Origin of the sequence: Miltoncostaea marina, from assembly GCF_018141525.1 — a bacterium.
Taxonomy (GTDB): domain Bacteria; phylum Actinomycetota; class Thermoleophilia; order Miltoncostaeales; family Miltoncostaeaceae; genus Miltoncostaea; species Miltoncostaea marina.
In genome coordinates, this window is record NZ_CP064655.1 from 2,966,826 (window position 1) to 2,990,399 (window position 23,574).

General features: G+C 78.3%; 27 protein-coding genes, 1 tRNA gene and 1 pseudogene. 16 read left to right on the top strand and 13 right to left on the bottom strand.

What is annotated here, in order from left to right:
* Positions 1 to 34 precede the first annotated feature (34 nt).
* From ITJ85_RS15060 to ITJ85_RS15085, 6 genes are all read left to right on the top strand, one after another.
* Entirely contained in the window at positions 35 to 244 is a 210-nt protein-coding gene (locus ITJ85_RS15060) for a hypothetical protein (RefSeq protein ID WP_217913922.1), read from the top strand.
* Positions 238 to 852, top strand: coding sequence for a dTMP kinase (tmk, locus tag ITJ85_RS15065; protein ID WP_425517124.1), 615 nt, complete (start codon positions 238 to 240; stop codon positions 850 to 852). The genes ITJ85_RS15060 and tmk overlap by 7 nt, the downstream gene beginning before the upstream one ends.
* Positions 849 to 1,892, top strand: coding sequence for an AAA family ATPase (locus ITJ85_RS15070; protein ID WP_217913924.1), 1,044 nt, complete (start codon positions 849 to 851; stop codon positions 1,890 to 1,892). The genes tmk and ITJ85_RS15070 overlap by 4 nt, the downstream gene beginning before the upstream one ends.
* Before the next feature lie 607 nt (positions 1,893 to 2,499).
* Positions 2,500 to 2,572 (top strand) — tRNA-Thr (locus tag ITJ85_RS15075).
* A gap of 293 nt (positions 2,573 to 2,865) precedes the next feature.
* On the top strand, positions 2,866 to 3,252 hold the full coding sequence (locus ITJ85_RS15080; protein ID WP_217913925.1) for a DUF1622 domain-containing protein: 387 nt from the start codon (positions 2,866 to 2,868) through the stop codon (positions 3,250 to 3,252).
* Positions 3,249 to 3,518: a DUF1622 domain-containing protein gene (locus ITJ85_RS15085; RefSeq protein ID WP_217913926.1), complete on the top strand. Its 270-nt coding sequence runs from the start codon at positions 3,249 to 3,251 to the stop codon at positions 3,516 to 3,518. The genes ITJ85_RS15080 and ITJ85_RS15085 overlap by 4 nt, the downstream gene beginning before the upstream one ends.
* 188 nt (positions 3,519 to 3,706) lie before the next feature.
* Here ITJ85_RS15085 and ITJ85_RS15090 read toward each other — a convergent pair whose 3' ends face one another.
* Both ITJ85_RS15090 and ITJ85_RS15095 read right to left on the bottom strand, forming a co-directional pair.
* Entirely contained in the window at positions 3,707 to 5,563 is a 1,857-nt protein-coding gene (locus ITJ85_RS15090) for a glycoside hydrolase family 15 protein (protein WP_217913927.1), read from the bottom strand.
* 205 nt (positions 5,564 to 5,768) lie between these two features.
* Complete coding sequence (locus tag ITJ85_RS15095; RefSeq protein WP_217913928.1) at positions 5,769 to 6,149, bottom strand: VOC family protein; 381 nt, start codon at positions 6,147 to 6,149, stop codon at positions 5,769 to 5,771.
* Between the two features lie 188 nt (positions 6,150 to 6,337).
* Between ITJ85_RS15095 and ITJ85_RS15100 the strand changes: the two genes are divergently transcribed.
* The 4 genes and pseudogenes from ITJ85_RS15100 (at position 6,338) to ITJ85_RS15115 (ending at position 9,576) form a co-directional block, all read left to right on the top strand.
* Entirely contained in the window at positions 6,338 to 6,688 is a 351-nt protein-coding gene (locus tag ITJ85_RS15100) for an ArsR/SmtB family transcription factor (protein WP_217913929.1), read from the top strand.
* The gene (locus ITJ85_RS15105; RefSeq protein WP_217913930.1) at positions 6,685 to 7,179 is read left to right on the top strand and encodes an SRPBCC family protein; all 495 of its coding nucleotides are present in this window, start codon (positions 6,685 to 6,687) and stop codon (positions 7,177 to 7,179) included. Before ITJ85_RS15100 ends, ITJ85_RS15105 begins: the two co-directional genes overlap by 4 nt.
* A 908-nt stretch (positions 7,180 to 8,087) precedes the next feature.
* Positions 8,088 to 8,558 (top strand): annotated as a pseudogene (locus ITJ85_RS17295) (acetamidase/formamidase family protein); the annotation flags it as partial.
* 139 nt (positions 8,559 to 8,697) lie between these two features.
* Positions 8,698 to 9,576, top strand: coding sequence for an AEC family transporter (locus ITJ85_RS15115; RefSeq protein ID WP_281412259.1), 879 nt, complete (start codon positions 8,698 to 8,700; stop codon positions 9,574 to 9,576).
* Here the strand turns inward: ITJ85_RS15115 and ITJ85_RS15120 are convergent, their stop codons facing one another.
* Positions 9,577 to 10,422: an SMP-30/gluconolactonase/LRE family protein gene (locus tag ITJ85_RS15120; RefSeq protein ID WP_217913933.1), complete on the bottom strand. Its 846-nt coding sequence runs from the start codon at positions 10,420 to 10,422 to the stop codon at positions 9,577 to 9,579.
* A gap of 114 nt (positions 10,423 to 10,536) precedes the next feature.
* Between ITJ85_RS15120 and ITJ85_RS15125 the strand changes: the two genes are divergently transcribed.
* Complete coding sequence (locus tag ITJ85_RS15125; RefSeq protein WP_217913934.1) at positions 10,537 to 11,070, top strand: dihydrofolate reductase family protein; 534 nt, start codon at positions 10,537 to 10,539, stop codon at positions 11,068 to 11,070.
* Positions 11,071 to 11,076: 6 nt separating this feature from the next.
* Here ITJ85_RS15125 and ITJ85_RS15130 read toward each other — a convergent pair whose 3' ends face one another.
* Positions 11,077 to 11,598 carry a DUF421 domain-containing protein gene (locus ITJ85_RS15130; RefSeq protein WP_217913935.1) on the bottom strand — a complete coding sequence of 174 codons (522 nt, stop codon included), beginning with the start codon at positions 11,596 to 11,598 and terminating at the stop codon, positions 11,077 to 11,079.
* 36 nt (positions 11,599 to 11,634) lie between these two features.
* Here ITJ85_RS15130 and ITJ85_RS15135 point away from each other — a divergent pair, with 36 nt between their 5' ends.
* Both ITJ85_RS15135 and ITJ85_RS15140 read left to right on the top strand, forming a co-directional pair.
* Positions 11,635 to 12,042, top strand: a complete 408-nt coding sequence (locus tag ITJ85_RS15135; protein ID WP_217913936.1) for a MarR family winged helix-turn-helix transcriptional regulator — start codon at positions 11,635 to 11,637, stop codon at positions 12,040 to 12,042.
* A 100-nt stretch (positions 12,043 to 12,142) separates the two neighbouring features.
* Entirely contained in the window at positions 12,143 to 12,361 is a 219-nt protein-coding gene (locus ITJ85_RS15140) for a hypothetical protein (RefSeq protein WP_217913937.1), read from the top strand.
* 99 nt (positions 12,362 to 12,460) lie between these two features.
* Here ITJ85_RS15140 and ITJ85_RS15145 read toward each other — a convergent pair whose 3' ends face one another.
* The 3 genes from ITJ85_RS15145 to ITJ85_RS15155 are packed head-to-tail and all read right to left on the bottom strand — an operon-like array spanning position 12,461 to position 14,187.
* The gene (locus ITJ85_RS15145) at positions 12,461 to 12,769 is read right to left on the bottom strand and encodes an anti-sigma factor (protein ID WP_217913938.1); all 309 of its coding nucleotides are present in this window, start codon (positions 12,767 to 12,769) and stop codon (positions 12,461 to 12,463) included.
* Positions 12,769 to 13,458, bottom strand: coding sequence for an RNA polymerase sigma factor (locus tag ITJ85_RS15150; RefSeq protein ID WP_217913939.1), 690 nt, complete (start codon positions 13,456 to 13,458; stop codon positions 12,769 to 12,771). The genes ITJ85_RS15145 and ITJ85_RS15150 overlap by 1 nt, the downstream gene beginning before the upstream one ends.
* Before the next feature lie 30 nt (positions 13,459 to 13,488).
* On the bottom strand, positions 13,489 to 14,187 hold the full coding sequence (locus ITJ85_RS15155; RefSeq protein WP_217913940.1) for a hypothetical protein: 699 nt from the start codon (positions 14,185 to 14,187) through the stop codon (positions 13,489 to 13,491).
* A gap of 348 nt (positions 14,188 to 14,535) precedes the next feature.
* Between ITJ85_RS15155 and ITJ85_RS15160 the strand changes: the two genes are divergently transcribed.
* Positions 14,536 to 15,369: a hypothetical protein gene (locus ITJ85_RS15160; protein ID WP_217913941.1), complete on the top strand. Its 834-nt coding sequence runs from the start codon at positions 14,536 to 14,538 to the stop codon at positions 15,367 to 15,369.
* Between the two features lie 406 nt (positions 15,370 to 15,775).
* Here ITJ85_RS15160 and ITJ85_RS15165 read toward each other — a convergent pair whose 3' ends face one another.
* Positions 15,776 to 17,494 carry an alpha-amylase family glycosyl hydrolase gene (locus ITJ85_RS15165; protein WP_217913942.1) on the bottom strand — a complete coding sequence of 573 codons (1,719 nt, stop codon included), beginning with the start codon at positions 17,492 to 17,494 and terminating at the stop codon, positions 15,776 to 15,778.
* A gap of 605 nt (positions 17,495 to 18,099) precedes the next feature.
* On the opposite strand from ITJ85_RS15165, the gene ITJ85_RS15170 reads away from it, so the two are divergent.
* Entirely contained in the window at positions 18,100 to 18,300 is a 201-nt protein-coding gene (locus tag ITJ85_RS15170; protein ID WP_217913943.1) for a hypothetical protein, read from the top strand.
* A 25-nt stretch (positions 18,301 to 18,325) separates the two neighbouring features.
* Here the strand turns inward: ITJ85_RS15170 and ITJ85_RS15175 are convergent, their stop codons facing one another.
* A complete protein-coding gene (locus ITJ85_RS15175; RefSeq protein ID WP_217913944.1) occupies positions 18,326 to 19,252 on the bottom strand; it encodes a hypothetical protein in 927 nt (308 codons plus the stop codon).
* 39 nt (positions 19,253 to 19,291) lie between these two features.
* Positions 19,292 to 19,834, bottom strand: a complete 543-nt coding sequence (locus ITJ85_RS15180; RefSeq protein ID WP_217913945.1) for a MarR family winged helix-turn-helix transcriptional regulator — start codon at positions 19,832 to 19,834, stop codon at positions 19,292 to 19,294.
* A gap of 61 nt (positions 19,835 to 19,895) precedes the next feature.
* On the opposite strand from ITJ85_RS15180, the gene ITJ85_RS15185 reads away from it, so the two are divergent.
* A complete protein-coding gene (locus ITJ85_RS15185; RefSeq protein WP_217913946.1) occupies positions 19,896 to 20,336 on the top strand; it encodes a nuclear transport factor 2 family protein in 441 nt (146 codons plus the stop codon).
* A gap of 181 nt (positions 20,337 to 20,517) precedes the next feature.
* Here the strand turns inward: ITJ85_RS15185 and ITJ85_RS17710 are convergent, their stop codons facing one another.
* The 3 genes from ITJ85_RS17710 to ITJ85_RS15195 form a co-directional block, all read right to left on the bottom strand.
* Positions 20,518 to 21,522: an HD-GYP domain-containing protein gene (locus ITJ85_RS17710; protein WP_425517088.1), complete on the bottom strand. Its 1,005-nt coding sequence runs from the start codon at positions 21,520 to 21,522 to the stop codon at positions 20,518 to 20,520.
* A gap of 233 nt (positions 21,523 to 21,755) precedes the next feature.
* The gene (locus ITJ85_RS15190) at positions 21,756 to 22,421 is read right to left on the bottom strand and encodes a response regulator transcription factor (protein WP_246496277.1); all 666 of its coding nucleotides are present in this window, start codon (positions 22,419 to 22,421) and stop codon (positions 21,756 to 21,758) included.
* Entirely contained in the window at positions 22,418 to 23,563 is a 1,146-nt protein-coding gene (locus ITJ85_RS15195) for a sensor histidine kinase (protein WP_217913947.1), read from the bottom strand. The genes ITJ85_RS15190 and ITJ85_RS15195 overlap by 4 nt, the downstream gene beginning before the upstream one ends.
* Between the last annotated feature and the right edge of the window lie 11 nt (positions 23,564 to 23,574).

Below are 23,574 nucleotides of genomic sequence, written 5' to 3' on the forward strand. Positions count from 1 at the left end.
CACCCCAGGCGGTGCGGAGGATGACCCACCGCCCATGGGGGGACAACCGACGGGCGACCAGTTGAGCCTGCCCGAGGACGAGGAGGCGACCCGCCCGGGCGTCTACGCCCGCCTGGCCCAGCAGTCGGAGGTCCGGCGGACCGTCCTGACGCCCGGCCGCTGGGTGCGCTGGGCCGGCTGGGGCATCGTCCTGGCGCTGGCGGGCGGCGTGGTGCTGGCCGCGGTCGAGGCCCACCCCTGGTGACCCCGCGCTTCATCGCGCTCGAGGGCATCGACGGCAGCGGCAAGAGCACCCAGGCCGAGATGCTGGGCGAGGCGCTCCGCGCGCGCGGGCTGCGCGTGCGGCGCACCCGCGAGCCGGGCGGCACCCCCGTGGGCGAGCGCGTCCGCGCGCTCCTGCTGGAGGGGGCGCCCGGCGAGCTGAGCCTGCCGGCCGAGATCCTGCTGTTCGCCGCCGCGCGCGCCGAGCTGGTGCAGCGGGCGATCCGGCCGGCGCTCGCCGACGGCGCCTGGGTCGTCTCGGACCGCTTCCTCGACTCCTCGCTCGCCTACCAGGGCGCCGCCCGCGGCGCGGGCATCGACGCGGTGCTCGACGCCAACCGAGTGGCGCTCGACGGCTGCCTGCCCGACCTGTCGCTGGTCATCGACACGCCGGTCGTGCTCGCCGCCGGCCGCCGCACCGCCCCGCCCGACCGCATCGAGTCGGAGGGCGACGGCTTCCTCGCCGCGGTGGCCGAGGGCTACCACGCGCTGGCGGCCCGCTTCCCCGAGCGGGTGCGCCTCGTCCCCGGCCACGGCACCGCCGCCGAGGTGCACGCCCGGGTGATGGACGCGCTCGCGCCGCTGCTGTGATCGAGATCGACCGCCAGCCGCTCGCCCAGCGCATCCTGCGCGCGGCCGTCGGGCGGGCCGACCCGCCCCAGCAGATGCTGCTCTTCGGCCCCCCGGGCACCGGCAAGCGCCGCGCCGCCGTCGAGGCCGCGTGGGCGATCATGGACCCCGAGGGGCGCCACCCGCGCACGACGAAGGCGCTCGACCTGACGGTCGTCGAGGCCTCGGGGCAGCAGATCCTGCTGCGCGACCTGGAGGACGCCCTCGCCCAGGTCGCGGCCCGCCCGAGCGTCATGCGGCGGCGGGTGCTCGTGATCTTCGACATCGAGCGGCTGCGCGAGCAGGAGTCGCGCCTGCTGAAGACGCTCGAGGAGCCGCCCGCGCGCTCGAACATCATCCTCGTCACCGACCACCCCGCCGACCTGCTCGACACCATCCGCTCGCGGTGCCTGCCGGTGCCGTTCCGCAGCGTCGGCTGGCGCGCCGCGATGGACCGGCTCGGCCCCTTCGAGTCGCGGATGCACGCCATCGGCGTCGACCTCGCGGTGGCGGCCCTCGCGGGCGGCGAGGCCGCGGGCGGCCCGGGCCGGCTGGTGCGCGACGTGCAGGCCCGCATGGAGGCCGCCGCCGACGGCAACCCCTCCGAGGAGCTGGTGCGCCTGCGCGCCGAGGCCGAGGCGCTCGCCGGCAAGCGCGGCGAGCGCACGGCCACCAAGCGCGCCGACGACCAGGAGAAGCGGGAGCGTCGCCGCATGGTCACCGACGGCTGGACCGTCGTGCTCGACGCGGCGGCCGCCACCGCCGCCGACGCCCTGGCCATCGCCGTCGGCGCCGAGCGCGCCGTGCGCCACGCCGACCGCGCTGACGACCTGCGGCCCGTGGCGGTGCCCGAGCGGCGCGAGTTCCTCGAGCGGGCCATCGAGGAGTTCCAGGCCGCGCGCGCCGACCTGGAGCTCAACCCCAGCGTCGAGCTCGCCGCCGAGGCGCTCCTCGTGCGCATCGACGAGGCCCGCCACGGCGCCCACGGCCGGCTGGTGCGCCCGGGCCGGCTCGGCTACTAGCGACCGGCCCGGGGCCAGGATTGGCCCTCGCATGACGAAGGGCCGGGGCGCGATCTCGCGCACCCGGCCCCCCGATCGGTTCATGTCCGTGCTGACGGGCCTCGATCCGCCCCGTCCATGGTCAGGGCGCGGGCTCGTCCTCGTTCAGCCGTTCCAGAGGCGCTCACCTCCCCGCGGCGACGGGCGCCGCCACGGCGCCACCACGTCGGTCGCCACATCGGGTTGTACCCGCATCGATGCGCCGCCACGCGACGCGCGTTGGGAGATCGGTGCGCGCGGGATGTCCGTCCGGCGACGATCGCCGCCCGGCCACCTGGCGCCATCCGGCGTCCTCGCCACGATCCCCGGCCCGACGGCCCGCGCAGTGGCGGTGGGAACCTGGCCGACCCGCTGACCTCGCCGGTTCACCCCGTTCGCCTTTCCGAGTCCCACGGTCCGGACGTGCAAGCCGGGCGCTGGATCCTTCGGCCCCGCTCACGTCCTGTACCGGCAACATCGACCGCTTCCGCCCCCGGGTCAAGGGCGACGGCCACCCGCCGACCGGCGGCCTGCGAAGGGCCGTCGTCGGCGCTAGGCTCTGTGGTCGTGGGCCCGCACGGGCCCCCGGGCCGACGTAGCTCAGCTGGCAGAGCACTTCACTCGTAATGAAGGGGTCCCCGGTTCGAATCCGGGCGTCGGCTCTACGATCCGCCCGCGACGGCGCGCCTCGTGGAGCCCCCGCAGCGGGCGGCGACCGGGCGCCCGGGACGGGCGCGGGCGGCGACCGGGAAGCCCCTCGGCGAGGGCTCATGTCGCACCCGTGAGGCGGGCGCGCCCGGCCGCGCCCGGACGGGCGGCCGCGACGCGCGGCTGACCCGGGGGCGCGCCGCGCGGGCGGTTCCGGCGGACCGCGCGGCGCGCGCGCCCGGTTTGCGCGCGGCCGGCGGCGGAGATACCGGCGCGGTCGGGACGCGGTCGGTGGGAGGAGCGCCGGGTGGAGGACGTGCTGAGCGAGGAGACCCTCCGCGACATCGTCGATGTCGCGGTGCGGCTGGTCGAGCTCGGCGGCGCGGCCGTCATCGCCGTCGGGGCGTCGATCGCGTTCGTTCGGGTCGGCATCGTGCTCGCCCGGCGGGACTCCGGACCCGCGCGCTTCACCCCCGTGCGACTCGACCTCGGACGCTTCCTCGCGCTGGGTCTCGAGTTCCAGCTCGCCGGCGACATCCTCCGCACCGCGATCGCCCCGAGCTTCCAGCAGATCGGCCAGCTGGCGGCCATCGCCGCGATCCGCACCGCGCTCAACTGGTTCCTGCGCCTGGAGATCCGGCAGGAGCGCGACGAGCTCGCCGAGGGCGCCCGCGGCGCGGCCGGCGTGCCGTGAGCCCGGCGGTCGCGCTCGTCGTGGTGGCCATGGGCCTGCTGGCGTGCGGCGCGGCCCTCGCGCGCGGCTCCGGGCTGCACGCGAGCCTCGCCCTGGGGCTCGACTTCTGGATCGGCGCGGGCCTGATCCGGCTCACCTCGCGCGGCTCGTGGCAGGCGCTCGCCGGCGTCGCGGTCGTCATCCTGATCCGCCAGATGGTGATGCGGTTCGGGCTGCGCCCGATCGACGCGGCGGACGCCGGCCGGCGCGCCCGCGGCCGGGCGTGAGGCGCCGGCGGCGCCGCCCCCCATCCCGATGCCGGCCCGAGGGCCCACCCCGCACCCCCGGTGACGCCGTCGTCTCGTGATCCGATATATCACCCGCACGGGCCGCGCCGGCCGGCGAGGGCGAACGGTTCAGGGGCCGGTCAGGGAGGCCGCCCCGGGCGCCGCTGCCGAGCACGCCGCCCGCGGGGTCATCCCGCCTGGGTCCCACCGCTCGCGGCCGACTCGCGGCGCTCGTCCATGGGACCGCCGGCGCGGGACAGGTTGCGCGCGCTGTTGACCAGCGCGACGTGCGAGAAGGCCTGGGGGAAGTTGCCGAGCATCCGCCCGCCGGCCACGTCGTACTCCTCCGCGAGCAGGCCGAGGTCGTTGCGGAGCGACAGGATCCGCTCGAACAGCCGCCGCGCCTCCCCGCCGCGGCCGGTCAGGGCGAGAGCGTCGACGAGCCAGAACGAGCAGGCGAGGAAGGCGCCCTCGCGCCCCGGGAGGCCGTCCAGCCCGGGCGCCTCGTCGACGGCGTAGCGCATCACCAGGCCGTCCCGGCAGAGCCGGCGCCGCACCGCCTGCACGGTGCCGACGACGCGCGGGTCGTCCGGGGGCAGGAAGCCGACCTGGGGGATCAGCAGCAGGCTGGCGTCGACCGCCCGCGTCCCGTAGTGCTGGACGAAGGTCCCCGCGTCCGCGTCGTAGCCGCGGGCGAGCACCTCGCGATGGATCTCGGCGCGCGTGCGCCGCCAGCGGGTCAACGGCCCGTCCAGGCCGAACCGCTCCACGGCACGGATCGCGCGGTCGAGCGCGACCCAGGCCATCACCTTGGAGTGCACGAAGTGGCGGCGCGGCCCCCGCACCTCCCAGAGGCCCTCGTCGGGCCGGGCCCAGGCCGACTCGAGCACGTCGAGGAGCGCGCGCTGGAGGTCCCAGGCGGCCGGCTCGGGCGGGATGCCCATCCGGCGCGCCTGGTGGAGGGTGTCCATCACCTCCCCGTAGACGTCGAGCTGCAGCTGGCCCACCGCGGCGTTGCCCTCGCGCACGGGCCGCGAGCCGGCGTGGCCGGGCAGCCAGCCCAGCTCCAGCTCGGTCAGCCGCCGCCGCCCGTCGAGCCCGTACATGATCTGCAGCCCGCGCGGGTCGCCGGCCACGGCGCGCAGCAGCCAGTCGCGCCAGGCGGACGCCTCCTCGCGGTATCCGGCGAGCAGCAGCGAGTAGAGCGCGAAGGTGGCGTCGCGCAGCCAGCAGTAGCGGTAGTCCCAGTTGCGCACCCCGCCGGGCCACTCGGGCAGCGAGGTCGTCGGGGCGGCGACGATGCCGCCGGTCGGCGCGTAGGTGAGCGCCTTCAGCGTGATGAGCGAGCGCACCACCTCGCCCGCCCACTCGTCGCGGTACCGGCACCGGCCCGACCAGGCGCGCCACCAGCGCTCCGTGGCCCCCAGCGCGGCGAGCGGGTCCTCCGGCGGCGGCGGCGCCTCGTGGGAGGGGTACCAGTCCAGGCTGAAGCCCACCCGCTCCCCCGCGCCGACCTCGAACCCGGCCGCCAGCGCGCCGCCCGGCGCGCCGTCCGCCGCCCGCAGGGGCACGTCGGCCGCCAGCCGCAGGCCGTCCGGGCCGCCCACGATGTGCACGCCGTCGTCGTGCGAGCTGACCCAGGGCGCCAGCGCCCCGTAGTCCCACCGGACCACCAGCTCGGTCCGCATCGGCACGCGGCCGCTGAGGCCCTCGACCACGCGCACGACGCGCGGGTGGGGATGGTCCTCGGCGTGGTGCGGCATGAAGTCGACCACGCGCACGGCGCCGTCGGCCGTCCGCAGCTCGCTCTCGAGCACGAGGGTGCCGTCGCGGTAGCGGCGGGCGGCGCCCGCGAGCGCGCCGGCCGGCGCGATCCGCCAGTACCCGTGGCGCCCGTCGCCGAGCAGCGCGGCGAAGCAGGCGCCCGAGTCGAACCGCGGCAGGCACAGCCAGTCGATCGAGCCGTCGCGGCCCACGAGCGCCGCCGTGTGCAGGTCGCCGATGAGGCCGTAGTCCTCGATGCGCCCGTGCCGGTGGCCCGCCACGTCAGGCGGCCGCGGGGCGCGTGCGCCGCACCGGGCCCCGCCCGCGGATGCTCTTGCCACCGGTCACCGCACGCGGCGTACCCCGTCGCGCCCGGGGCCGGCGCCGCCGTCGGCGCGTCGTCACGCCCGTCTCGACCACCGAGACCGGGCGGTCCCGCAATCGGCGGGACCGCCCGGGGCGGGGATCGCGACCGGCGGTCGGCGGCTACAGCTGCGCGTCGATGAGGCTGAGGATGTTGCCGTCGGGGTCCTTCAGCCAGACGCCCCGCATGTCGCCGAGCAGGTGGACGTCGCCCTCGCGCGACACGCCGGGCAGGTCGTAGCGCTCGTAGGTGACCCCCTTCCCGCGCAGGCCCTCGACGATCGCGTCGAAGTCGTCGCCGAGCGCCCAGGTGGCGGCGGTGGCCTGGTTCGTCCCGGCGTACTGCGACGGATAGACCAGCACGGCCGAGGCGCCGCTGCCGTAGAGCACCGATCCCTCGTCCTCGTGCGTCGCCGTCAGCCCCAGCGTGCCCTCGTAGAACGCCCGCGCCCGCTGCATGTCGCTCACCGCGAGCGCGGCGGCGACGTTCTTGTCTCCCAGCATGCCCACCCTCCCGTCGTGACCGGTCGGCGGAGGCGGGAAGGGCGTCTGCGGGGGGCCCCGGCTCGCGGACGATCGCGCCGGCGTGCGCGCGGTCGTCGCCCCGCTCCCGGCCGAGCGTACGGCGGGCGCAGCGGCGCCGTCCAGCCCGTACTTGCGCCGCGCTCGCACCGCCCGTAACCTGCAACCAAATGGTTGTAAGTGATCTCACCGAGCCGCAGATCGACGAGCTCTTCCACGCGCTCGCCGACGCGACGCGGCGCGACATCGTGGTGCGGGCCGCCGCCGGCGACCTGTCGGTCTCGGCCCTGGCCCGCGCCTATCCCATGAGCGTGACCGCGATCCAGAAGCACGTCGCGGTGCTCGAGTCGGCCGGCCTCGTCCACAAGAGGCGGCGTGGGCGCGAGCAGCTCGTGACCACGGACGTCGCGACCCTGTCGTCGGCCCGGGGCATCCTCGACCGCCTCGAGGCGATGTGGCGCGACCGGCTCGGCCGGTTCGGCGCCGCCCTCGCCGACCTGCCGGAAGGAGACCCGACATGACCGTGCTCGACGTGCGCAAGGACGTCGCCACCCGCTCGATGACCATCGTCGCCGAGTACCCCGCGCCCGTCGCCCGCGTGTGGCGGCTGTGGGCCGATCCGCGCCAGCTCGAGCGCTGGTGGGGCCCGCCCGGCTACCCCGCCACCGTCACCGACCACGACCTGTCGGCCGGCGGGCGGGTGAGCTACTTCATGACCTCGCCGGAGGGCGAGCGCTACCACGGCGGCTGGCGTGTGCTGCGCGCCGACCCGCCGAGCCGCCTCGAGGTGGAGGACTTCTTCGCGGACGAGGACGGCGGCGAGGCCGCGGACATGCCGCGCTCCACGATGGTCGTGGCCATCGACGAGGCCGGCGGCGGCAGCCGGATGACGATCACGAGCATCTGGGAGTCCGAGGAGGCCATGCGGAAGGTCATCGAGATGGGGGTGGAGGAGGGCATCCGCGGGGCGCTGGGCCAGATCGAGGCGCTGCTCGCCGAGCGCCCGGCGTAGCGGTCGCCTCCCGCGCCGGGCATCCGGGCCGCCGCCATGTCGGAACGCGGCGGCCCCGATGCTCGTCGCGCGGCCCAAGCGGGCGCGGCGGCGGCGCTCAGAGCGTGCGCCCATCCGGCATCCGGATGAGAGGCCTCCGTGGAGGATCACCCGACACCGCGCCGGCGGCGCCGGCGGCGCGCGGCGCTCGCCTGGGCCGCCGCGCGCACCACGACGCTCGCGGTCGCGGGCGGCGCCGGACAGGCCGTCGCCGCCGCCGGCCCCGCGACGGCCGAGCGGGGCGGCTGGGACCACCACCTGCGCTCGACCCCGGCCGCCACCGTGCTGGGCGGGTTCCCCATCGGCCTGCCGGCGCGGGCGACGGTCCGCTCGGCGAGACGATCCGCATCGACACGATCTCGCAGCGCGCGGCCACGAACCCCGACATCCCCCGGAGGAGCACCTCGGCGCCCTCGGCGTGACGCCGAAGGAGATCCTCCCCGACCTGCGGCGGTTCTGGGAGTCGCTGCCCGGCCGGCCGCGCTACGGGCCGCACATCACGACCGGGCCGGTCGACGTCGAGGGCGCCGAGCCGGGCGACATGCTGCAGATCGACGTGCTGGACCTCGACACCCGCGTGCCGTACGGGGTCAACGGGACGGCCGCGACGAGCGGCGACTTCGGCGAGGGTTCCCCGGGCTGGCGCCCGGGGGACCACGGGCTCGACATCCCGCCGGTCCCCGCCGGCGCGCCGGGTGGGCCGATCCCCGACGCGACCCAGCACCTCGACCGCACCGGCACCTCGCGCGGCCGGGAGGTGGCGTTCTTCGGTCACGGCATCCGGATCCGGCTGCAGCCGTTCATGGGCGTGATGGCCGTCGCGCCCGCCGACAGGATGTTCGTCGGCTCGACCGAGGGCGCGCCGCCGCGCGCGAGCGGCGTGCAGGGGCTCCGGCCCGCCCGGGCCCTTCGGCGGCAACCTCGACGTCAACGATCTGACCGAGGGCAGCACGCTCTACCTGCCGGTCTTCCAGCCGGGCGGCCGGCTCGTCGCCGGCGACCCGCACTCGGTGCAGGGCGACGGCGAGGTGTCGGGCTCGGCGATCGAGCACTCGCTCGCCGGCACCGTCCGCTTCACCGTCCACACGGGCGCCGGCATCACGACCCCGTGGGCGGAGGACCGCACCCACTGGATCATGATGGGCATCGACTGGGACCCGGACCCCGCCCGGCGGTCCGCGACGGGGGCGGTGATCGACTTCCTGGCCGAGCGGGAGGCTTCACCGTGCGAAGGCGTCCTCGTCCGCGAGCATCGCGGTCGACTTCCAGAACGCGGAGGTCGTGGACGGGACCAGGTGGTCGTCGGGAGGATCGCGAAGGCCCTGCTGCGCGGGAGGTGAGCCGCGGGGCGGCCGCCGCCGGCCGGCGGCGGCCGCCACCCCGGCGGGGGACGGGGCCTGCCCGGCCGGGCGGCTGTAGCCTCGCGCCCGTGACGCGGGGGCGGCCCTGACCGAGACCACCTCCGCGGCGCTGCTCGTCATCCTCGCGGGCGCCCTCGCCCGCCGGGCCGGGGTGCTGCGCCGCGAGGACGGGCCGACGCTGATGCGGGTCGTGCTCACCCTGACCCTGCCGCCGCTCATCTTCACGATCCTCGCGCGCGCCGACCTCGACCGCGCGCTGCTGCTGGTGCCGGTGGCGGGCCTCGCCGTCCACGTCGCGCTGCTGCTGATCGTGGGCGGGGCGGCGCGCGCCTGGGGCCTCGAGCGCCCCCGGGCGGGCGCGCTCGTGCTGGCGACCTCGCTCGGCAACACCGGCTTCTTCGGCCTGCCCCTGATCGCCGCCGCCGGCGGCGGGTTCTCGCCGGCGGCGGCGGCGATCTACCACACCCTCTGCACCAGCCCGCTCACCTGGACGTCGTCGGTCGCGCTCGCCGGCGCCTACGGCGCGCCGGCGGAGCGGCCGCGTCCCCGGGCGCGCGAGGTGGCCCGGGCCGTCCTCGTGCCGCCGACCTGGGCGCTGCTGGCCGGCCTGGCCGTCAACCTCGCCGGGGTCGAGCTGCCCGCGGCGGCGGAGCGGCCGCTCGAGCTGCTCGGCGCGGCGACCCTGCCGCTGGTGATGATCTACGCCGGGCTGATGCTGCGGGCCCGGGGCCTGCACCGGGTGTGGGGCGAGCTCGCCTCCGTGACCGTCGTGCGGCTCGGCCTGGCCGCGGCGCTCGGTTACGCGGCCGCCGCGGCGCTGGGGCTCGACGGCGACGTGCTGCGCACCGTCGTGATCATGTCGGCGATGCCGACGGCGATGATGGCCCTGGTGATCGGCTCCCGCGAGGGCCTGCCCGCCGACGTGCTCGCCGGGGCCGTCGTGGTGACCACCCTGCTCGCCACGCTCACGCTGCCCGCGCTGCGCGCGCTGATGTGATCAGCCCGCGAACTCGCGGGCCGGCAGGCCGCGCACGCCGGGCTCGGCGCGGAAGAGCGCGCCGGCGAGCGGGTCGTCGGCCGGCCCCAGCCCCTCGCGCGAGGTGGTGATGTACAGCTCGTCGAGCGCCGCCCCGCCGAACGCGCAGGCCGTGACCTGGCGGGCGGGCAGCTCGATGACGGCGTCGAGCTCGCCCCGCGGCGAGTAGCGGCGCACCGCGCCGCCGTCGAACAGCGCGGTCCACACGCCGCCCTCGGCGTCGACCGTCAGGCCGTCGGGGAGGTGGTCGAGCCGCGCGAGGACGCGGCGCCCGGTGAGGCCCGCCTCGCGGTCGTAGTCGTAGACGGCGATCGCGCGGCTCGGCGTGTCGTTGTGGTAGGCCAGCGCGCCGTCCGGGCTCCAGTCGAGGCCGTTCGAGACGGTCAGCCCCTCCACGACGACGCGCACGTCGCCGTCCGGGTCGAGGCGGTGCAGCGCCGCCGCCCCCGGCCGCCCCTCGCCCGAGGTCGAGCCGCAGTAGAAGCGGCCGTCGGGGTCGCAGCCGCCCTCGTTCATGCGGATCGACCGGTCGCGCCACAGCTCGCCGAGCGGGTGGAGGGCGCCGTCGGCGTCCTCCAGCGCGAAGCCCCGCTCTACGCCGATCACCGCGCCCCCGCCGCGGCGGGGGCGCAGCGCCGCCGCGATCGCCCCCACGTGCCGGCGCCCCACCGAGCCGTCCGGCCGCAGGCTGAGCACGTCGCCGGCGAGCATGTCGACCCAGCGCAGCCCGCCCCAGCGGGCCGACCACACCGGGCCCTCGCCGTGGTACGCGACGACGTCGGTCACCTGATCGAGCCGCGTGCCCATCGGTCCACACCTACCCCTCGCGGGTGCGGGCGACGAATGTCGACGACGCCGGTCCCCGGTCGTCGTACGGGTGAGGGGGCCGGCGAGGGCGCCCGCGACAGAGGGGGGACGACGATGGGACGGCTGATCGCGACGACGCAGGCCACCGTCGACGGCGTGGTGGACCCGGTCGGCCCGTGGGTGCGGCCGGACGGCGACCACGGCGACCACTCGTTCGGGCGCCAGGCCCGGTCGGCCGGGCTGGTGCTGGGCCGGAGGACCTACGAGGGGCTGGCCGCGTACTGGCCGCACCAGTCGGGCCGGTGGGCGGACATGGTCAACGCGCTGCCCAAGCACGTCGGCTCGACGACGCTGTCCGGGCCGCTGCCGTGGAACGCGACCGCGCTCGAGGGGCCGCTGGAGGAGTCGGTGCCGGCGCTGACGGCCCGGGCGGACGGCGACCTGTTCCTGCACGGCAGCGGCGCCTTCGCGTACGCCCTCGCGGAGCGCGGCCTGATCGACGTGTACGAGGTCTACGTCAACCCGCTCGTCTGGGGCCGGGGCCGCCTGCACGTGCTGGGCGACCGCGGCACGGTGCGGATGGCGCTCGAGGACGTGCGGCGGTTCGCGTCCGGGGTGGTCCTCCTCACCTACCGCCCGGCGCCGTGACCCGGCTCACGGCATCTCGGGCCGCTCCGGCCCGTCGGGCTCGCCGCCGTCGCGGCGGATGACGCTGACCATCCCGTTGGGCTCGAGGTAGGCCCAGCGCACCTCGTCGAGGTCCGTCACGCCATGCAGGCGCAGCTGGGCCATGAGCTCCTCGTGGGTCATCAGCTCGCGGCGCATCAGCCGGCGGTTCGGGCGGCCGTCCTCCACGAGGGCGCGGGGACGCGCCTTCAGCAGGCCGGCCAGCCGCGGGAAGCGGTAGGCGACGGCGTCGACGGCCACGCTCCAGGCGATGATCGTGGCGATGAGCAGGATGGCGTCGGCCAGCGACTCCGACGAGCGCCCGAGCCCGCCGGCGGCGGCCTCCGCCACGAGCACGACCAGGAGCACGTCGCTGATCCCGAGCCCGCCGGCCTCCCGCTGGCCGGTGAGCCGCATGAGCAGGAAGATGGCGACGAACACGACCGTCCCGCGCAGCACGGTCTCGAGCACCGGGGCGTCGAACGCGAGGAGGGCGGGCCAGTCGGGCATGGCCCGTCCCTACCCGGAGTAGCCTCCCCGACCACGATGGAGCGACCCATCGATCCGGAGGTCTACCGGCAGGCGGCCGAGCTGCGCGGGTCGCTGCGGCGGTTCATGCGCCGCAGCGAGGAGGTGGCCGCGCGCCACGGCCTCACGCCCCAGCGCCACCTGCTGCTGCTGATGGTGAAGGGCGCGCCCGACGGCGGCGAGCGGGCGAGCGTCGGCGACCTGGCCGAGCGCATGCAGCTCGCCCAGAACACGGTGACCGACCTCGTGGCGCGGGCCGAGGCCGCCAGTCTGATCGCGCGGGAGCGCGACCTGCGGGACGGGCGGGTGGTGCACGTGCGGCTCACGGCCGAGGGAGAGCGACGGCTCGCCGCCACCGTGGGGGCGCTCGAGGAGGACCGCGCGGCGCTGACCGCGCTCGTGCGCTCGTTCACGCCGGGCGCGTAGCCCCGCCCGGCGGGCCGGCCGCCGTCGCACGCTGCGATATATCGTGGTACGATCTTTCTCTCGTCACCGACCAGCGAGGTGGACGATGCGACGCGAATCCATGACGACCCGCCTGCGCGGGTACGAGGTGTGGACGCACGACGGCGCGGCCGTCGTCGGCGAGGTGGACGGCGTGGGGCGGGCCGGGCTGCGGCTCGCGGCCGTGCCGGGCCACCGCGGCCACCGGTTCGTGCCGGCGACGGCGGTCACGGCGATCGACGACCGCACCGGCACGATGCGGCTCGCCACCGGCCGGCAGCCCGGCGGGGCCGCGGCATGAGCGGTCCCCACGAGGCGCCCGAGCCGCGGGCGCGCACGCTCGTGCTCTTCGGGCTGGGCCTGATCGTCGTGATCGTGGGGATCATCGGCGTGGCCGCCCTCATCGGCGCCTGACCGACCGGCTTCCGCGCCCCGTCCGCCGGTGCCCCCCGCGGGCCCGGGGCGCGGGAGGCCCTGCCGGCTCCCCCGCGACCAGCGCGCGCAGGCTGTCGTGCTCCTCGCGGCACGCCGGGCAGCCCGCCAGGTGCGCGCGCATGCCGGGGACCGCGGCGTCGGCGAGCGCGCCGCCCCCGGCCAGGCCGGCCTCGACGTAGGCGTCCAGCCGGTCGAAGCACTCGTCGCAGCCGAGCTCGGGCCCGGCCGGGCCCAGCACCCGGCGCAGGGCGTCGGCGAGGCGGGGGCTCGCCATCAGCGCCCCTCCAGGACGTCGGGGCCGAGGCCGCGCGCGGCGAGCGCGCGGCGCAGCTTGCGGCGCGCGTCGTGCAGGCTCTTGTAGAGCGCGCCGCGGGTGGCGCCCAGCCGCTCGGCGAGCACGTCGATCGGGACGCCGTCGAGCGTCAGCGCGATCAGCACCTCGCGCTGGCGCGCGGTGAGGGCGTCGCGGACCGCCTCCTGCAGGGCGGCGATCAGCTCGTGCTGCTCGGCGTCCTGGTGCGGCGTGGGCCCGGCCTGCGCGAGCAGCGCCCAGCCCTCCGGCCGCAGCGGCACCTCGCGACCCTGCCACGCGCGCCGGCGCAGCTTCACGGCGGCCTCCAGCAGGGCGAACTTGTACGCCCAGGTCGTGAAGCGGCTGTCGCCGCGGAAGTCGTCGAGGCGGCGCAGCACGCTCATCAGCGCGTCGTCGGCGGCCTCCATGGCGATGTCCGGCAGCTCGTCGCCGCGCAGGTGCGGCAGCGCCGGACGGCGCCGGGCGACCTCGAAGCGGGCCGCGCGGTGCAGCAGCTCGTGCAGGCGGGCGATCGCCTCCTCGCGCGCCGCGCCCGGCCCCCGGAGGGCGCGGAGCCACTCGCGGGAGTCCGGGTCGAGGCGCGCCGGCGCCGGCGGGCGGGCGGCGTCCGGTGCGTCGACGACGGCGGCGGCGGCGGCGGCGGGTTGCATGTCCGGTGCGTGTCCGCCGCCGCCCGGGTCTTACCGGTCGAAGCGGTCCGGGAACCGCTGAACGATGCCGTCGGAGAGCATGTCCGCCATGTGCAGCGCCTGGGCGTGCACCGCGTCGTACAGCAGCACGTCGCGCCGCCAGTCGCCCGAGAGGCGGGCGACCGCCTCGGCCGTGGTCAGCGCGAGGTGACGGCGCATCATGGAGCGCATGGCGGCCCGCGGCCACGCCGCGGGGTTGGCCGAGGAGAGGAAGCCCGCGATCGCGTCGCCGTTGCGCGCCCAGCGCGCCCGGGCGTCCGCCAGGGCGGCGGCGTCCCCGGCCTTCGCGGCGCCGAGCACGTCGACCGCGATGAGGATGTGCCCCCGCAGCAGCGTCGTGAGCCGCGCGCCCGCGGCGCGCCCGAACCACGGGACGATGGCGCGCCCGATGTCCGCCTGGTTGCGCAGGAGCCGCGCGGCGCTCTCGGACAGCCCGGGCCCCGCGGCCGCCGCGTCCACGATGACCATGCGGGTCCAGGTGACGTGCTCCTCCCACAGCCGGCGCATGTCCTGGCGCAGGTCCAGCTCGCGGGCGGGCACGTCGGCGCCCGCGTGGTGGGCGGGCCGCGCGTCGGCGACGGCCTGGTCGCCCCCGCCGCCGCCGAGCACGAGCAGCAGGCCGGCGGCCCCGGCCGCCACGAGGGCGCCGAGCGACGCCAGCGCGCGCCGGGGCGCTCGCGGCGCGCTCATCGGACGACCGCCTCGCCCGGCCCGGTGGCGGCCCGGCGCCGGCCGGCCGGCGGGGCGCTGCGAGGGATGGTCGGGGTCGGGGGGCGCCCGGGCGGGCACGCGGCCTGCACGACGTCCAGCCACCCGCGGATGCCGGTGCGCTTCATGGTGTCCTCCTGTCGGCGGGCACGCGCGGGCGCCGCCCGCGCGGGCTGTGGGGAGCCGCGCGCCCTCGGCTGGCGCGGAGGCCGCGTGGCGACGGTGTCGCCCCCGCCGTCCGCGGGGGCGGGGGGCGGGTGACCGCCTCCCGCCCCCTCTGTGCCGCCCGGCCGGCCGCCCTTACCCCCGCCGGCCCGCGATACTGGGCCCATGGATGACGAGGCGGTCGACCAGGCGGTCATCGAGGGGGCCCTCGAGGGGCTGGCGGAGGCGGGTCGCGAGCTGATCGCCGCGCGGCCGCTCGTGGCGCCGGTGACCCTCGCCGGCGACGAGGTGGCGCTGCTGGCGATGGTGCCGGGCCACGTGCTGGAGGCGCTGGCCGAGCGGCCCCTCGAGGCCCAGGTGGTGCTGCGCGGGGGCGAGCCGGCGCTGCTGCTGGCCGAGCCCGGCGGCCGGCCGCTGCTCGACCTGCCGCTGCCGGCGGCCGAGGCCGAGCAGCGCGTGCAGGCGCGGCGGCTCGCCGACCAGCCGTCCGCGCTACGGCTGGTGATCGGCGACCCCGAGGGCCGCTACGACGAGCGGCGGCTCGCGCTGTCCGAGCGCGGACGCGAGCGCATCCGCGGCGCCCTGGACGCCGGCGGCGCCGACGCCTCGGCCGACGAGCTGGTGGAGGCGCTGTCGCGCATGGGCGCGGCCGGGGCGCTCCTCGCCGACGGGGGCGACGGCAGGCCGCTCGTGCTGGCGCGGCGGGCCGGCGCGCCGGCCGGCGGCGCCGCACCGCGGCTCGCCGTCCGGGTGGACGAGGGCCGGGTGCGGCTCGCCGTGGAGCACGGCGGCGCCCCGGACGACCTCGGCATCGACCTGGCCGACCCGGCCCACGGCCTCGGCGCACGCAGCGCGGCGCGGGACGGCCGCATCGACGTCGTGGTGACCGGCGCCGACGGCGGCCTGGTGCTGCGCGACGAGCTGGAGCTGCCGCCCGCGGCTCGCGCCGCGATCCTCGACCGCAACCCGCCGGGGCCCGCGCTCGGGCCCGGCGCGTAGCGCCCCCGCGGGCGGCGCCCGCGGTGGCCGGCGATCGCGAGCCGGCCGCGCGCGTGCGGACCCTGCCCACCGGCGCGGGCGAGCGGGCGCTGCTCGGCGGGCTCGCGTCGCTCGGGCGGCCGGATGGCCGTGGCGGCCGGGGGGCGGGGGCCGGCGCTGACCCCCGCGCGCCTCAGCGGGCCAGCAGCTCCACCACCTCGACGACGGTGACGAGGCAGAGCGCCATGGCGGTGACGACGAGGACGTCGCGCCGCGGCAGGTGTGACCGCCGTTTCATGTCCCACAGACCTTCGAATACGATACGTGACCGGCTCGTATCAGTGTGATCGACGCGCCGGCGTCTGCGGTCGAGCGCCGATGGCGCACCTGCCCATGCCGCGGCGGCGGCGGATCCCCGCGCGGGCGCTCAGGCGGGCAGGCGCACCCAGGCGTGGGCGTCGGGCGCCACCGCGAGGCGGTCGCCCTCGATCTCCCCCACCCCGCTGATGAGCCGCCCGCCGGGCCCGCCGGCGGGGATCCGCGCCGGCCGCGAGCCGGTGTTGTGCGCGCAGACGGCGCGCGACCCGTCGGCCGCCGTGCGGGTGATCACGAGCACCGGGCCGTGGACCGCGACCTCCTGGGCGGCGTCCGGGTGGAAGGCGGGCTCGGCGGCGCGCGCGGCGAGGGCGGCCACGACGCCCCGGTTGACCGCGTGGCGGCGGCTGGAGGGGTCGGCCAGCTCGGCGAGCAGGGGCCCCGCGGCGAGGCGCTGGCGGTTGATCGCCCGGGCGTCGCCCTCCCTGCGGGCGCCGTCCCACGACCGCGAGCCGACGAGCGCGTGGGACCACACGCCGGGGATGCCCTGCAGCGACAGCAGCAGGGCCTGCGCGCAGAGGAAGCGGCGCACTTCGACGTGCCGCGGGGCGCGGCCGGGCGGGTTGATCGCGTCGAAGTAGGAGATGTCGAGCTCGTACGGCGCCGGGCCGGCGGCGCCGGCGCGCTCGCCCACCAGCCCGCCCGCATCGCGGCAGCGCGCGCAGAGGTCGGCGATGTCCGAGGGGGCGACGAACGGCTCGACCGGCGCGAGCTGGATGCCGTCGTGGGTGCCGAGCACGTTGAACAGCCAGGCGCCTGGCGGCGGCGCGCCCGCCGCCGCCAGGGCGTCGGCCAGCGCGCCCGGGTCCTCGCGCATGAATGCCAGCATCGTCAGCGCGGCCGGCGAGAAGCGGTAGACCAGGTGCGCCTCGTCGCCGCGGCCGAGGTAGGGCAGCACCTCGTGCTCGGGGGCGTTGACCTCGGCGACCAGCAGCGTGCCGGGCGCGGCGTGGTCGATGATCGCCCGCCAGAAGCGCACGAGCGCGTGGGTGCCCGGCAGGCTGCGGCAGTTCGTGCCCGGCTCCTTGTGGGCGTACGCCACCGCGTCGAGGCGGATCATGCGGGCGCCGCGTGCGACGTAGCCGAGCAGCACGCCGGTCATCTCCACCAGCACGGCCGGGTCGCCGAAGTTGAGGTCCACCTGGTCGGCGGAGAAGGTCGTCCAGGCGCGGCGCACCGACCCGTCGGGCAGCGCGTAGGCGTGGGCCGGCGGGCTCGTGCGCGGCCGGGCGAGGGCCGACGCGTCGAGGTCGGCGGGCGGCTCGATGTAGCGGTCGGGCAGGCCGGGGCGCCGGCGCAGCCAGTCGGCGAACCAGGGGTGGCGCGCCGAGGTGTGGTTGACGACCGCGTCCAGCATCAGGCCGTAGCGCCCGGCCAGCCGGGCGACGTCGTCCCAGTCGCCGAGCGCGGGGTCGACCGCCCCGTAGTCGGCGACGGCGAAGCCGCCGTCGGACGTGGCCGGGTGGATCGGCAGCAGGTGCAGCCGGGAGAAGGCCCCCGGGGCGCACGCCCGCAGCACGCGATCGAGCACGGCGAGCGGCGGCAGCGGGCCGGGCGCGTGGAAGGCGTCGGCGTAGGCGATCAGCACCGCGTCGGCCTCCGTCGGGGCCGCGAGGGCCGGGCGGGCGCCGGACCGGGCCAGCAGCTCGACGACGTCCGCCCACGCCGCGGCGGCCCGCTCCTCCCCGTACAGCTCGGCCAGGCACGCCCGGGCGCGCGCCAGCGGGCCGGCCGGGAGCGCCGGGGCCGCGGGCGCGACGGGCGCGTCCACGACGCCGCCGTGCGCCCAGGATGCGGGCGTCGGCCGCGGCCGCGCGGCGTGGAGGTCGTGCGGGTGGAGGGCCGGCGCGCTCGCGGGATCGGGATCACCCGACCCTCTTCGGCGCGCCGGGCGCGCACCTGAGGCCCCGTGCCGGGCGGCCCGCGCCGGCGCGCCGTCGCCACGCGGCCTGCGCGCCGACGCCCCGCCCGCGGCGGTGCCCTGGTCGCGGTGGCTCGCGGTCGACGACCACCTCGCCCTCGGCGGCCGGGGCTCGACGGCCTCACCGCGCTCGCCGCCGTGCTGGACGCGTCGGGCGGGATGGTGTCGCCACCCCCGTCGGCCTGCCGGCCGTCAGCGATCGCCGGGGGATGGCACGGCCCTGGCCGTGCCCCCGACCCGCGCTCCCGCGGGCGCCCCGTGGCCGGCCTCGGGCGGGGCGCGTCCCAGCGTCACCCAGTCGCGGGCGTGGTGCCGGTGGCCGAGGGCGGCGGCCGCGCCGAGCAGGCCGTCGGCGCGCCCCGGGCGCTGCTCGGCCGCGACCGGCGCCCGCTCGAGGGACGCGTCCGCTCGATCACGGGGGCTTCGCGGCGGCGCCGGGACGCGGTCCGCGCCGGGTGCGCGACCGCGACGGCGGCCCCGCCCGCGCCGCGAACGGCGTGGCCACCCCCTGGACCGGCGTCCGCCCCGCCGAGCACCGAGCCGAGCGGCTGCGGGCCGTCGCCGCGGCCGGCGCCCGGCGGGCCGTCGTCTGGCCGCCGGCGACGAGCTGCACCGGCCTGCGGCTGATCGCCCGGCGGGTGGCGCCCCGCGTGTGACGGCGGACGACCCCCTGGCGGGCGCTCAGGCGGCCGGTGCGCCGGCCGGGGGCGGCGCCCGGCGGCCCCGCGAGGCCCGGCGCGCGCCGAGCACGACCATCACGACCCCGGCCGCGAGCAGCACGCCGCCCGCCACCAGCAGGATGGCGGCGAGGAGCGTCAACGCGTCGGCCTCGGCCGCGACCTCCACGTCGGCGGCCACCCCGCGCGAGGCGTCCGCGTTCATCACGACGGCCGTCCACTCGCCGGGCTCGGGGTCCCACGTGACCACCTGCTCGCCGGCGCCCGACGCGCTCGCCACCCACACGTCCGCGTCGGCCGGGCGCGTCGCCGGCGCGCCGCCGGGGCGGGCCTCGTAGCGCGGCCGGAACGGCTCGAAGTCGACCTCGACCAGGCGGTGGTGCGCGACGCCGTCCAGGTACCGGTCCACGTCGGCCGCGCGGCCCACCCCGACGAACAGCCGGGCGCCGGTTGCGCGCAGCCGCAGGTCGCCCAGCACGTCGTCCTCCACGAGCCACCCGGCGCCGCCCGCCTCGTCCTCGACCAGGTCGATCGGCTCCGTCGCCACCGCGTACGACGGCGCGCCGAACCGCTCGGTCGGCGTGCTGAGGAAGCCGTCGTCGTCGCGCTGGGTCTGGTCGACCCAGAGCGCCGTGCCGCCCGCGGCCAGCAGGGCCAGCCCGACCAGCGCGACGAGCGTCCCGAGCACGACGGCCACCACCCGGCCGGCCGTCCAGCCGGTCCGCGACGGACCGGGGGCCGCCGCGGGCGGCGCCTGGGGCTCGTCCACGCCGGCGGGGGGCGAGCCCCCGACGGGCGGCTCGTCGGCGCGCACGGCCTGCCCGAACTCCGGGCACGCCTCGTTGCGGCACTCCCAGCCGTGCTCGGGGCCGGCGAGCGCCGTGCTGGCGGGCTGCCCGCAGGAGGGGCAGAGGGGCGGCGCGGGGTCCATGGGGCCAATCAGACCGCCCGGCGGACACGAGCGCAATCGTCAGCGTCCCGGTGCGTGCCCGGCGACCGAGCGGCCGAGGCGCGCCAGCAGCTCGGCCAGCGCCCGCTGCTCGTCGGCGGAGAGCCCGGACAGCAGGCGGCGCTCGTTGGCCGCGTGGTCGCGCACGGCGCGCTCGGCGAGGGCCCGCCCCCGCCGCGTCAGCCCCACCACCACCGCCCGGCGGTCGGCCGGGTCGGGCAGGCGCTCCACGAGCCCGGCGGCCTGCAGGCGGTCGACCCGGTTGGTGGTGGCCGCCGGCGAGAGCAGCATCGACGCCGCCAGCTCGCCCGCGGCGAGCCGGTACGGGGCGCCGGCGCGCCGGAGCGTGGCCAGCACGTCGAACTCGGCCCGGCTCAGCCCGTGCGGGGCCAGGCCGGCCTCGATCGCGCGCGAGGCGGCCGCGTGGACCCGGCTGAGCCGCCCGAAGAGGGCCATCGCCGCCGCGTCCACGTCGGGCATCTCGCGCGCCCACTGCTCGAGCATCCGTCGCACCGGGGCGTCCGGGTCGCCCGCCATCGCGCACCCCCGCAGGTCGTTTGACATCGAAAGACTACCGCGCGTAGATTCATTTCGACATCGAAATACCGTGACCGGGAGGTGCACAGTGACCACCACGCAGATCGTCCAGGGGGAGCCCATGACCGGCATCGCAGCCCGCAACGCGGCGGCCGTCCGCGAGATGTACGAGGCCCTGTCGGCGGGCGACCTGGAGCGGGCCGCCGCCTGCATCGCCGAGGACGCGGTGCTGCACGTGCCGGGGCGCAGCCCCAACACGGGCGACCACGCGGGGCGCGAGGCGATCATCGCGTTCGTCGTCCACGCCCACGAGCTGACCGGCGGCACCCTGCGGCTGCGGCTGCACCGCGTGCTGGCGGACGACGAGGTGGCCGTCGCCCTGACGACCTACACGGCCTCCCGGCCGGACGGGCGCCCGCCCCTCGAGAACAACCTCGCCCACGTCCTCCGCATGCGGGACGGGCTGGTCGCCGAGTCGTGGTTCCACACGCGCGACCAGTACGCGGTCGACGCCTTCTGGGGGGACTGAGCGCCGACGAGGGCCGCCTGCCGGCAGAGCAGGCGCGCGTGGCCGCACAGGGCCCGCTCCTGCAGCCGCCACAGCGGCGCCGGCAGGCGGCGCAGCACCAGCACGCACGCGACGGCGGCCAGCCACGGGACGAGCCCGGCGACGTCCGCGGCGATGCGCAGGAGCAGCGCGGGGACGCCGGTCACCAGGCGCAGGGCCGCCCGCCCAGGGCCGGGGGGCGGCGGCGCCGGCGGCAGGCGCAGGCGCACCGGCCGCGCGCCGGCGGCCCACGGCGGCGCCGTGGTCGCGAGCGCAGCCCAGGCGTAGACGGACAGCAGCCACTCGAGCCCCTCCGCGACGCGCGGGGCGTCCTCGGCCGCGAAGCGGGCGCGGCCGGCGCCCGCGACGTGGCGGGCGACGGCCAGCGGCAGCGCGAGGTGCACGACCAGCGCCGGCCACAGCACCAGCGGCCCGGCGATGCCGAGCAGGGGCGCGAGCAGCAGCGGGCCCAGGGCGTCCCGGCGCCGCACCCGCCGCGGGGGCGCCACCTCGGGGCGCGGTCCGGCGGTGTCGGCGCTCGCCCGCACGAGGCCAGGGTAGCTCCGCCCGGCCCTGATCCCGCCCGCCCAGGCGGCCCGCGCGGCCTCCGGGGATGGGCCCGCAGCAGGCCGCCGGCCGCCAGGCGCTCGATGGCGCCGACGACCGCGGGGGCGAACGGGCCGCCCGCCTGCGCGCGGCAGTCGGCCAGGGCGTCGGCCGCCGGCAGCGGTGACGAGCAGGGGCGCGGGCCGGTCATGACGTCGAGGGCGGCGGCGAGCCCGGGGGTGCGGGCCCCGGCCGGGATGTCGTCGCCGACGAGCCCGTCGGGGAGCCGCGGGCCGTCGTGGCGCTCGTGGTGGTGGCGCACCCAGGACACCCGCTCGTCGTCGCCGTGCCCGATCCTGCCCACGTCGTGGACGAGGCCCGCGTCGTGCAGGACCCGCGCCGCCGCCGCCTCCCAGCCGAGCGCCCGCGCCGGGCAGGCGCGCCAGCGCCGCGACCCGGCCGGAGTGCGCCTGGACGGCCTCGGCGGTGACGAGCAGGTCCTCCGGTGTGCACGGCGTGTGGACGAATCGGAACACCCGCCCCCGGTTGACGGCGCCCACGGCCGCGTCCATGACGGCGCCGTCGGTGGCGCGCTCCCGGGCCGCCAAGGGGTCGCGCTCACGCACCTCCCCGAGCAGGGCGGCGTCGTCCATGCCGGGCACGCGGTGGTGGGACATCACGACCGCGAGCGGGCCGTCCTCGCGCAGCACGCCGAGCGCCTCCAGCCCGTGCCGCGCGAGCCTGGCCTCGACGCGCCGCCGCAGCCGGTCGCCCGGCCAGGCCCGCATGGTCGCGTCGTCGTCCACCAGCGGCAGCCGCGGGCGCTCATCGCGCATGAGATCTCCATGCGGGGCCTCAGCCGAGCCAGCCGGGGCGCACGAGGCCCGTCTCGTAGGCCCGCACCACGAGCTGGGCCCGGTCGCGGGCGCCCAGCTTCACCATCGCCCGGCTGACGTGGGTCCGCGCCGTGGCGGTGCTCACCACCAGCCGGCGGGCGATCTCGTCGTTGGACAGGCCCTCGGCGGCGAGCGCCATCACCTCGCGCTCGCGCGGGGTGAGCGCGTCGAGGGCGCCGCTCGGCGGCGGCGACTTCGTGCGCGCGGCGAACTCGGCGATCAGCCGGCGGGTGACCCCCGGCGACGGCAGGGCGTCGCCGCCGGCGACCACCCGCACGCCCCGCAGCAGCTCGCCGGGGTCGGTGTCCTTGACGAGGAACCCGCTCGCGCCGGCGCGCACGGCCTCGTAGACGTACTCGTCGAGCTCGAACGTGGTCAGGATCACCACCCGGACGGCCGCCAGCCGGTCGTCGGCCGCGATGCGCCGGGTCGCCTCGAGGCCGTCGAGCGCCGGCATGCGGATGTCCATCAGCACGACGTCCGGCCGGCGCACCGCGACCAGCTCGAGCGCGTGCGCGCCGTCGCCGGCCTCGCCGACCACCTCCATGTCCGGTTGCGACTCGAGCAGCGCCCGGAAGCCCGCGCGCACGAGCGCCTGGTCGTCGGCGAGCAGCACCCGGATCACGACGCGCCGTCCAGCGGCAGGCGGGCGCGCACCCGGAACCCACCGCCGGGGCGGGCGCCCGCCTCCAGGGCGCCGCCGAGGGCGGCGGCCCGCTCGCGCATGCCGGCGATGCCGGCGCCGCCGGGCGCCGTCGCGGCCCCGCCGGCCGGGCCGCGGCCGTCGTCGTCGACGGTCACGGTCAGCTCCCGGCCGCCGTAGTCGAGGCGCACGACGGCGCGGGCCGCGCCCGCGTGGCGCCGCACGTTGGTGAGCGCCTCCTGCACGATGCGGAACGCGGCCTGGTCCACGCCCGCCGGCAGCGGCCGCCGGTCGCCGGCCACCTCGACCTCCACCCGCGGGCCGGCCTCGGACGCGCCGCCCACGAGCTCGCCGAGCCGGCTCAGGCTCGGGGCCGGCGCCCGCGGCGGCCCGTCGCCGCGCCCCCGCAGCGCGCCGAGCGTGGCGCGCACCTCGCGCAACGCGTCGCCGCTCGCCTCCTTGATCGCGGCGAGCGCCGTGCGCGCCTGCTGCGGGCGCTCGTCGATGAGGTGCAGGGCGACGCCCGCCTGCACGTTGATCAGCGAGAGGCTGTGGGCGAGCACGTCGTGCAGATCGCGCGCCAGCTCGAGGCGCACCTCGTCGGCCCGCCGCCGCGCCGCCTCCTCGGCGGCCCGCTCGCGCGCCGCCCGCCGCTCCCGCGCGCCGCGCACCACCTCCGCTGCCGTCAGCGTGATCACCAGCCAGGTGCCCACGCCCACGAGCGCCTCGGCCGACGCCCCGGGCGCCAGGTCGCGCGCCTCCATGCCGGCGAAGTGGCCGCCGTAGAGGGCCGCCGCGGCGGCCCACGCGTGCCACCGGTGACCGGCCGCGACCGCGATCACGAGCGCCGCCACCACCGACAGCACGACCGGCCCGAACGGGTAGCCGGCCACGAGGTATGCCAGCGTGGCGGCGGTCACGGCCCACAGCGCGCCCACGGGGCGGCGGCGCGCGAGCGCCAGCGCGGCGGGGCCCGCCACCAGCAGGGCGTAGGCGGCGGCGTCGAGCGCCCGCCGGTCGTCCTGCCCCCGCGCGGCGAGCGTCGTGCCCGCCACCTGCACGGCCGCGAGCGCCGCGGCGAGCGCGGCGTCGCCGGGGCGGACGCGCGGCGGGCGGAGGGGCATGGGGGCACGGT

Coding starts and splice junctions, on each gene's coding strand:
- ITJ85_RS15155 (WP_217913940.1), bottom strand. CDS start 14,187: ATGAGCGCGCCGCGAGCGCCCCGGCGCGCGCTGGCGTCGCTCGGCGCC.
- ITJ85_RS15125 (WP_217913934.1), top strand. CDS start 10,537: ATGGGACGGCTGATCGCGACGACGCAGGCCACCGTCGACGGCGTGGTG.
- ITJ85_RS15060 (WP_217913922.1), top strand. CDS start 35: ATGGGGGGACAACCGACGGGCGACCAGTTGAGCCTGCCCGAGGACGAG.
- ITJ85_RS15180 (WP_217913945.1), bottom strand. CDS start 19,834: ATGTCAAACGACCTGCGGGGGTGCGCGATGGCGGGCGACCCGGACGCC.
- ITJ85_RS15140 (WP_217913937.1), top strand. CDS start 12,143: ATGACGACCCGCCTGCGCGGGTACGAGGTGTGGACGCACGACGGCGCG.
- ITJ85_RS15145 (WP_217913938.1), bottom strand. CDS start 12,769: ATGGCGAGCCCCCGCCTCGCCGACGCCCTGCGCCGGGTGCTGGGCCCG.
- ITJ85_RS15135 (WP_217913936.1), top strand. CDS start 11,635: ATGGAGCGACCCATCGATCCGGAGGTCTACCGGCAGGCGGCCGAGCTG.
- ITJ85_RS15120 (WP_217913933.1), bottom strand. CDS start 10,422: ATGGGCACGCGGCTCGATCAGGTGACCGACGTCGTCGCGTACCACGGC.
- ITJ85_RS15150 (WP_217913939.1), bottom strand. CDS start 13,458: ATGCAACCCGCCGCCGCCGCCGCCGCCGTCGTCGACGCACCGGACGCC.
- ITJ85_RS15105 (WP_217913930.1), top strand. CDS start 6,685: ATGACCGTGCTCGACGTGCGCAAGGACGTCGCCACCCGCTCGATGACC.
- ITJ85_RS15175 (WP_217913944.1), bottom strand. CDS start 19,252: ATGGACCCCGCGCCGCCCCTCTGCCCCTCCTGCGGGCAGCCCGCCAGC.
- ITJ85_RS15195 (WP_217913947.1), bottom strand. CDS start 23,563: ATGCCCCTCCGCCCGCCGCGCGTCCGCCCCGGCGACGCCGCGCTCGCC.
- ITJ85_RS15095 (WP_217913928.1), bottom strand. CDS start 6,149: ATGCTGGGAGACAAGAACGTCGCCGCCGCGCTCGCGGTGAGCGACATG.
- ITJ85_RS15160 (WP_217913941.1), top strand. CDS start 14,536: ATGGATGACGAGGCGGTCGACCAGGCGGTCATCGAGGGGGCCCTCGAG.
- ITJ85_RS15100 (WP_217913929.1), top strand. CDS start 6,338: ATGGTTGTAAGTGATCTCACCGAGCCGCAGATCGACGAGCTCTTCCAC.
- ITJ85_RS15130 (WP_217913935.1), bottom strand. CDS start 11,598: ATGCCCGACTGGCCCGCCCTCCTCGCGTTCGACGCCCCGGTGCTCGAG.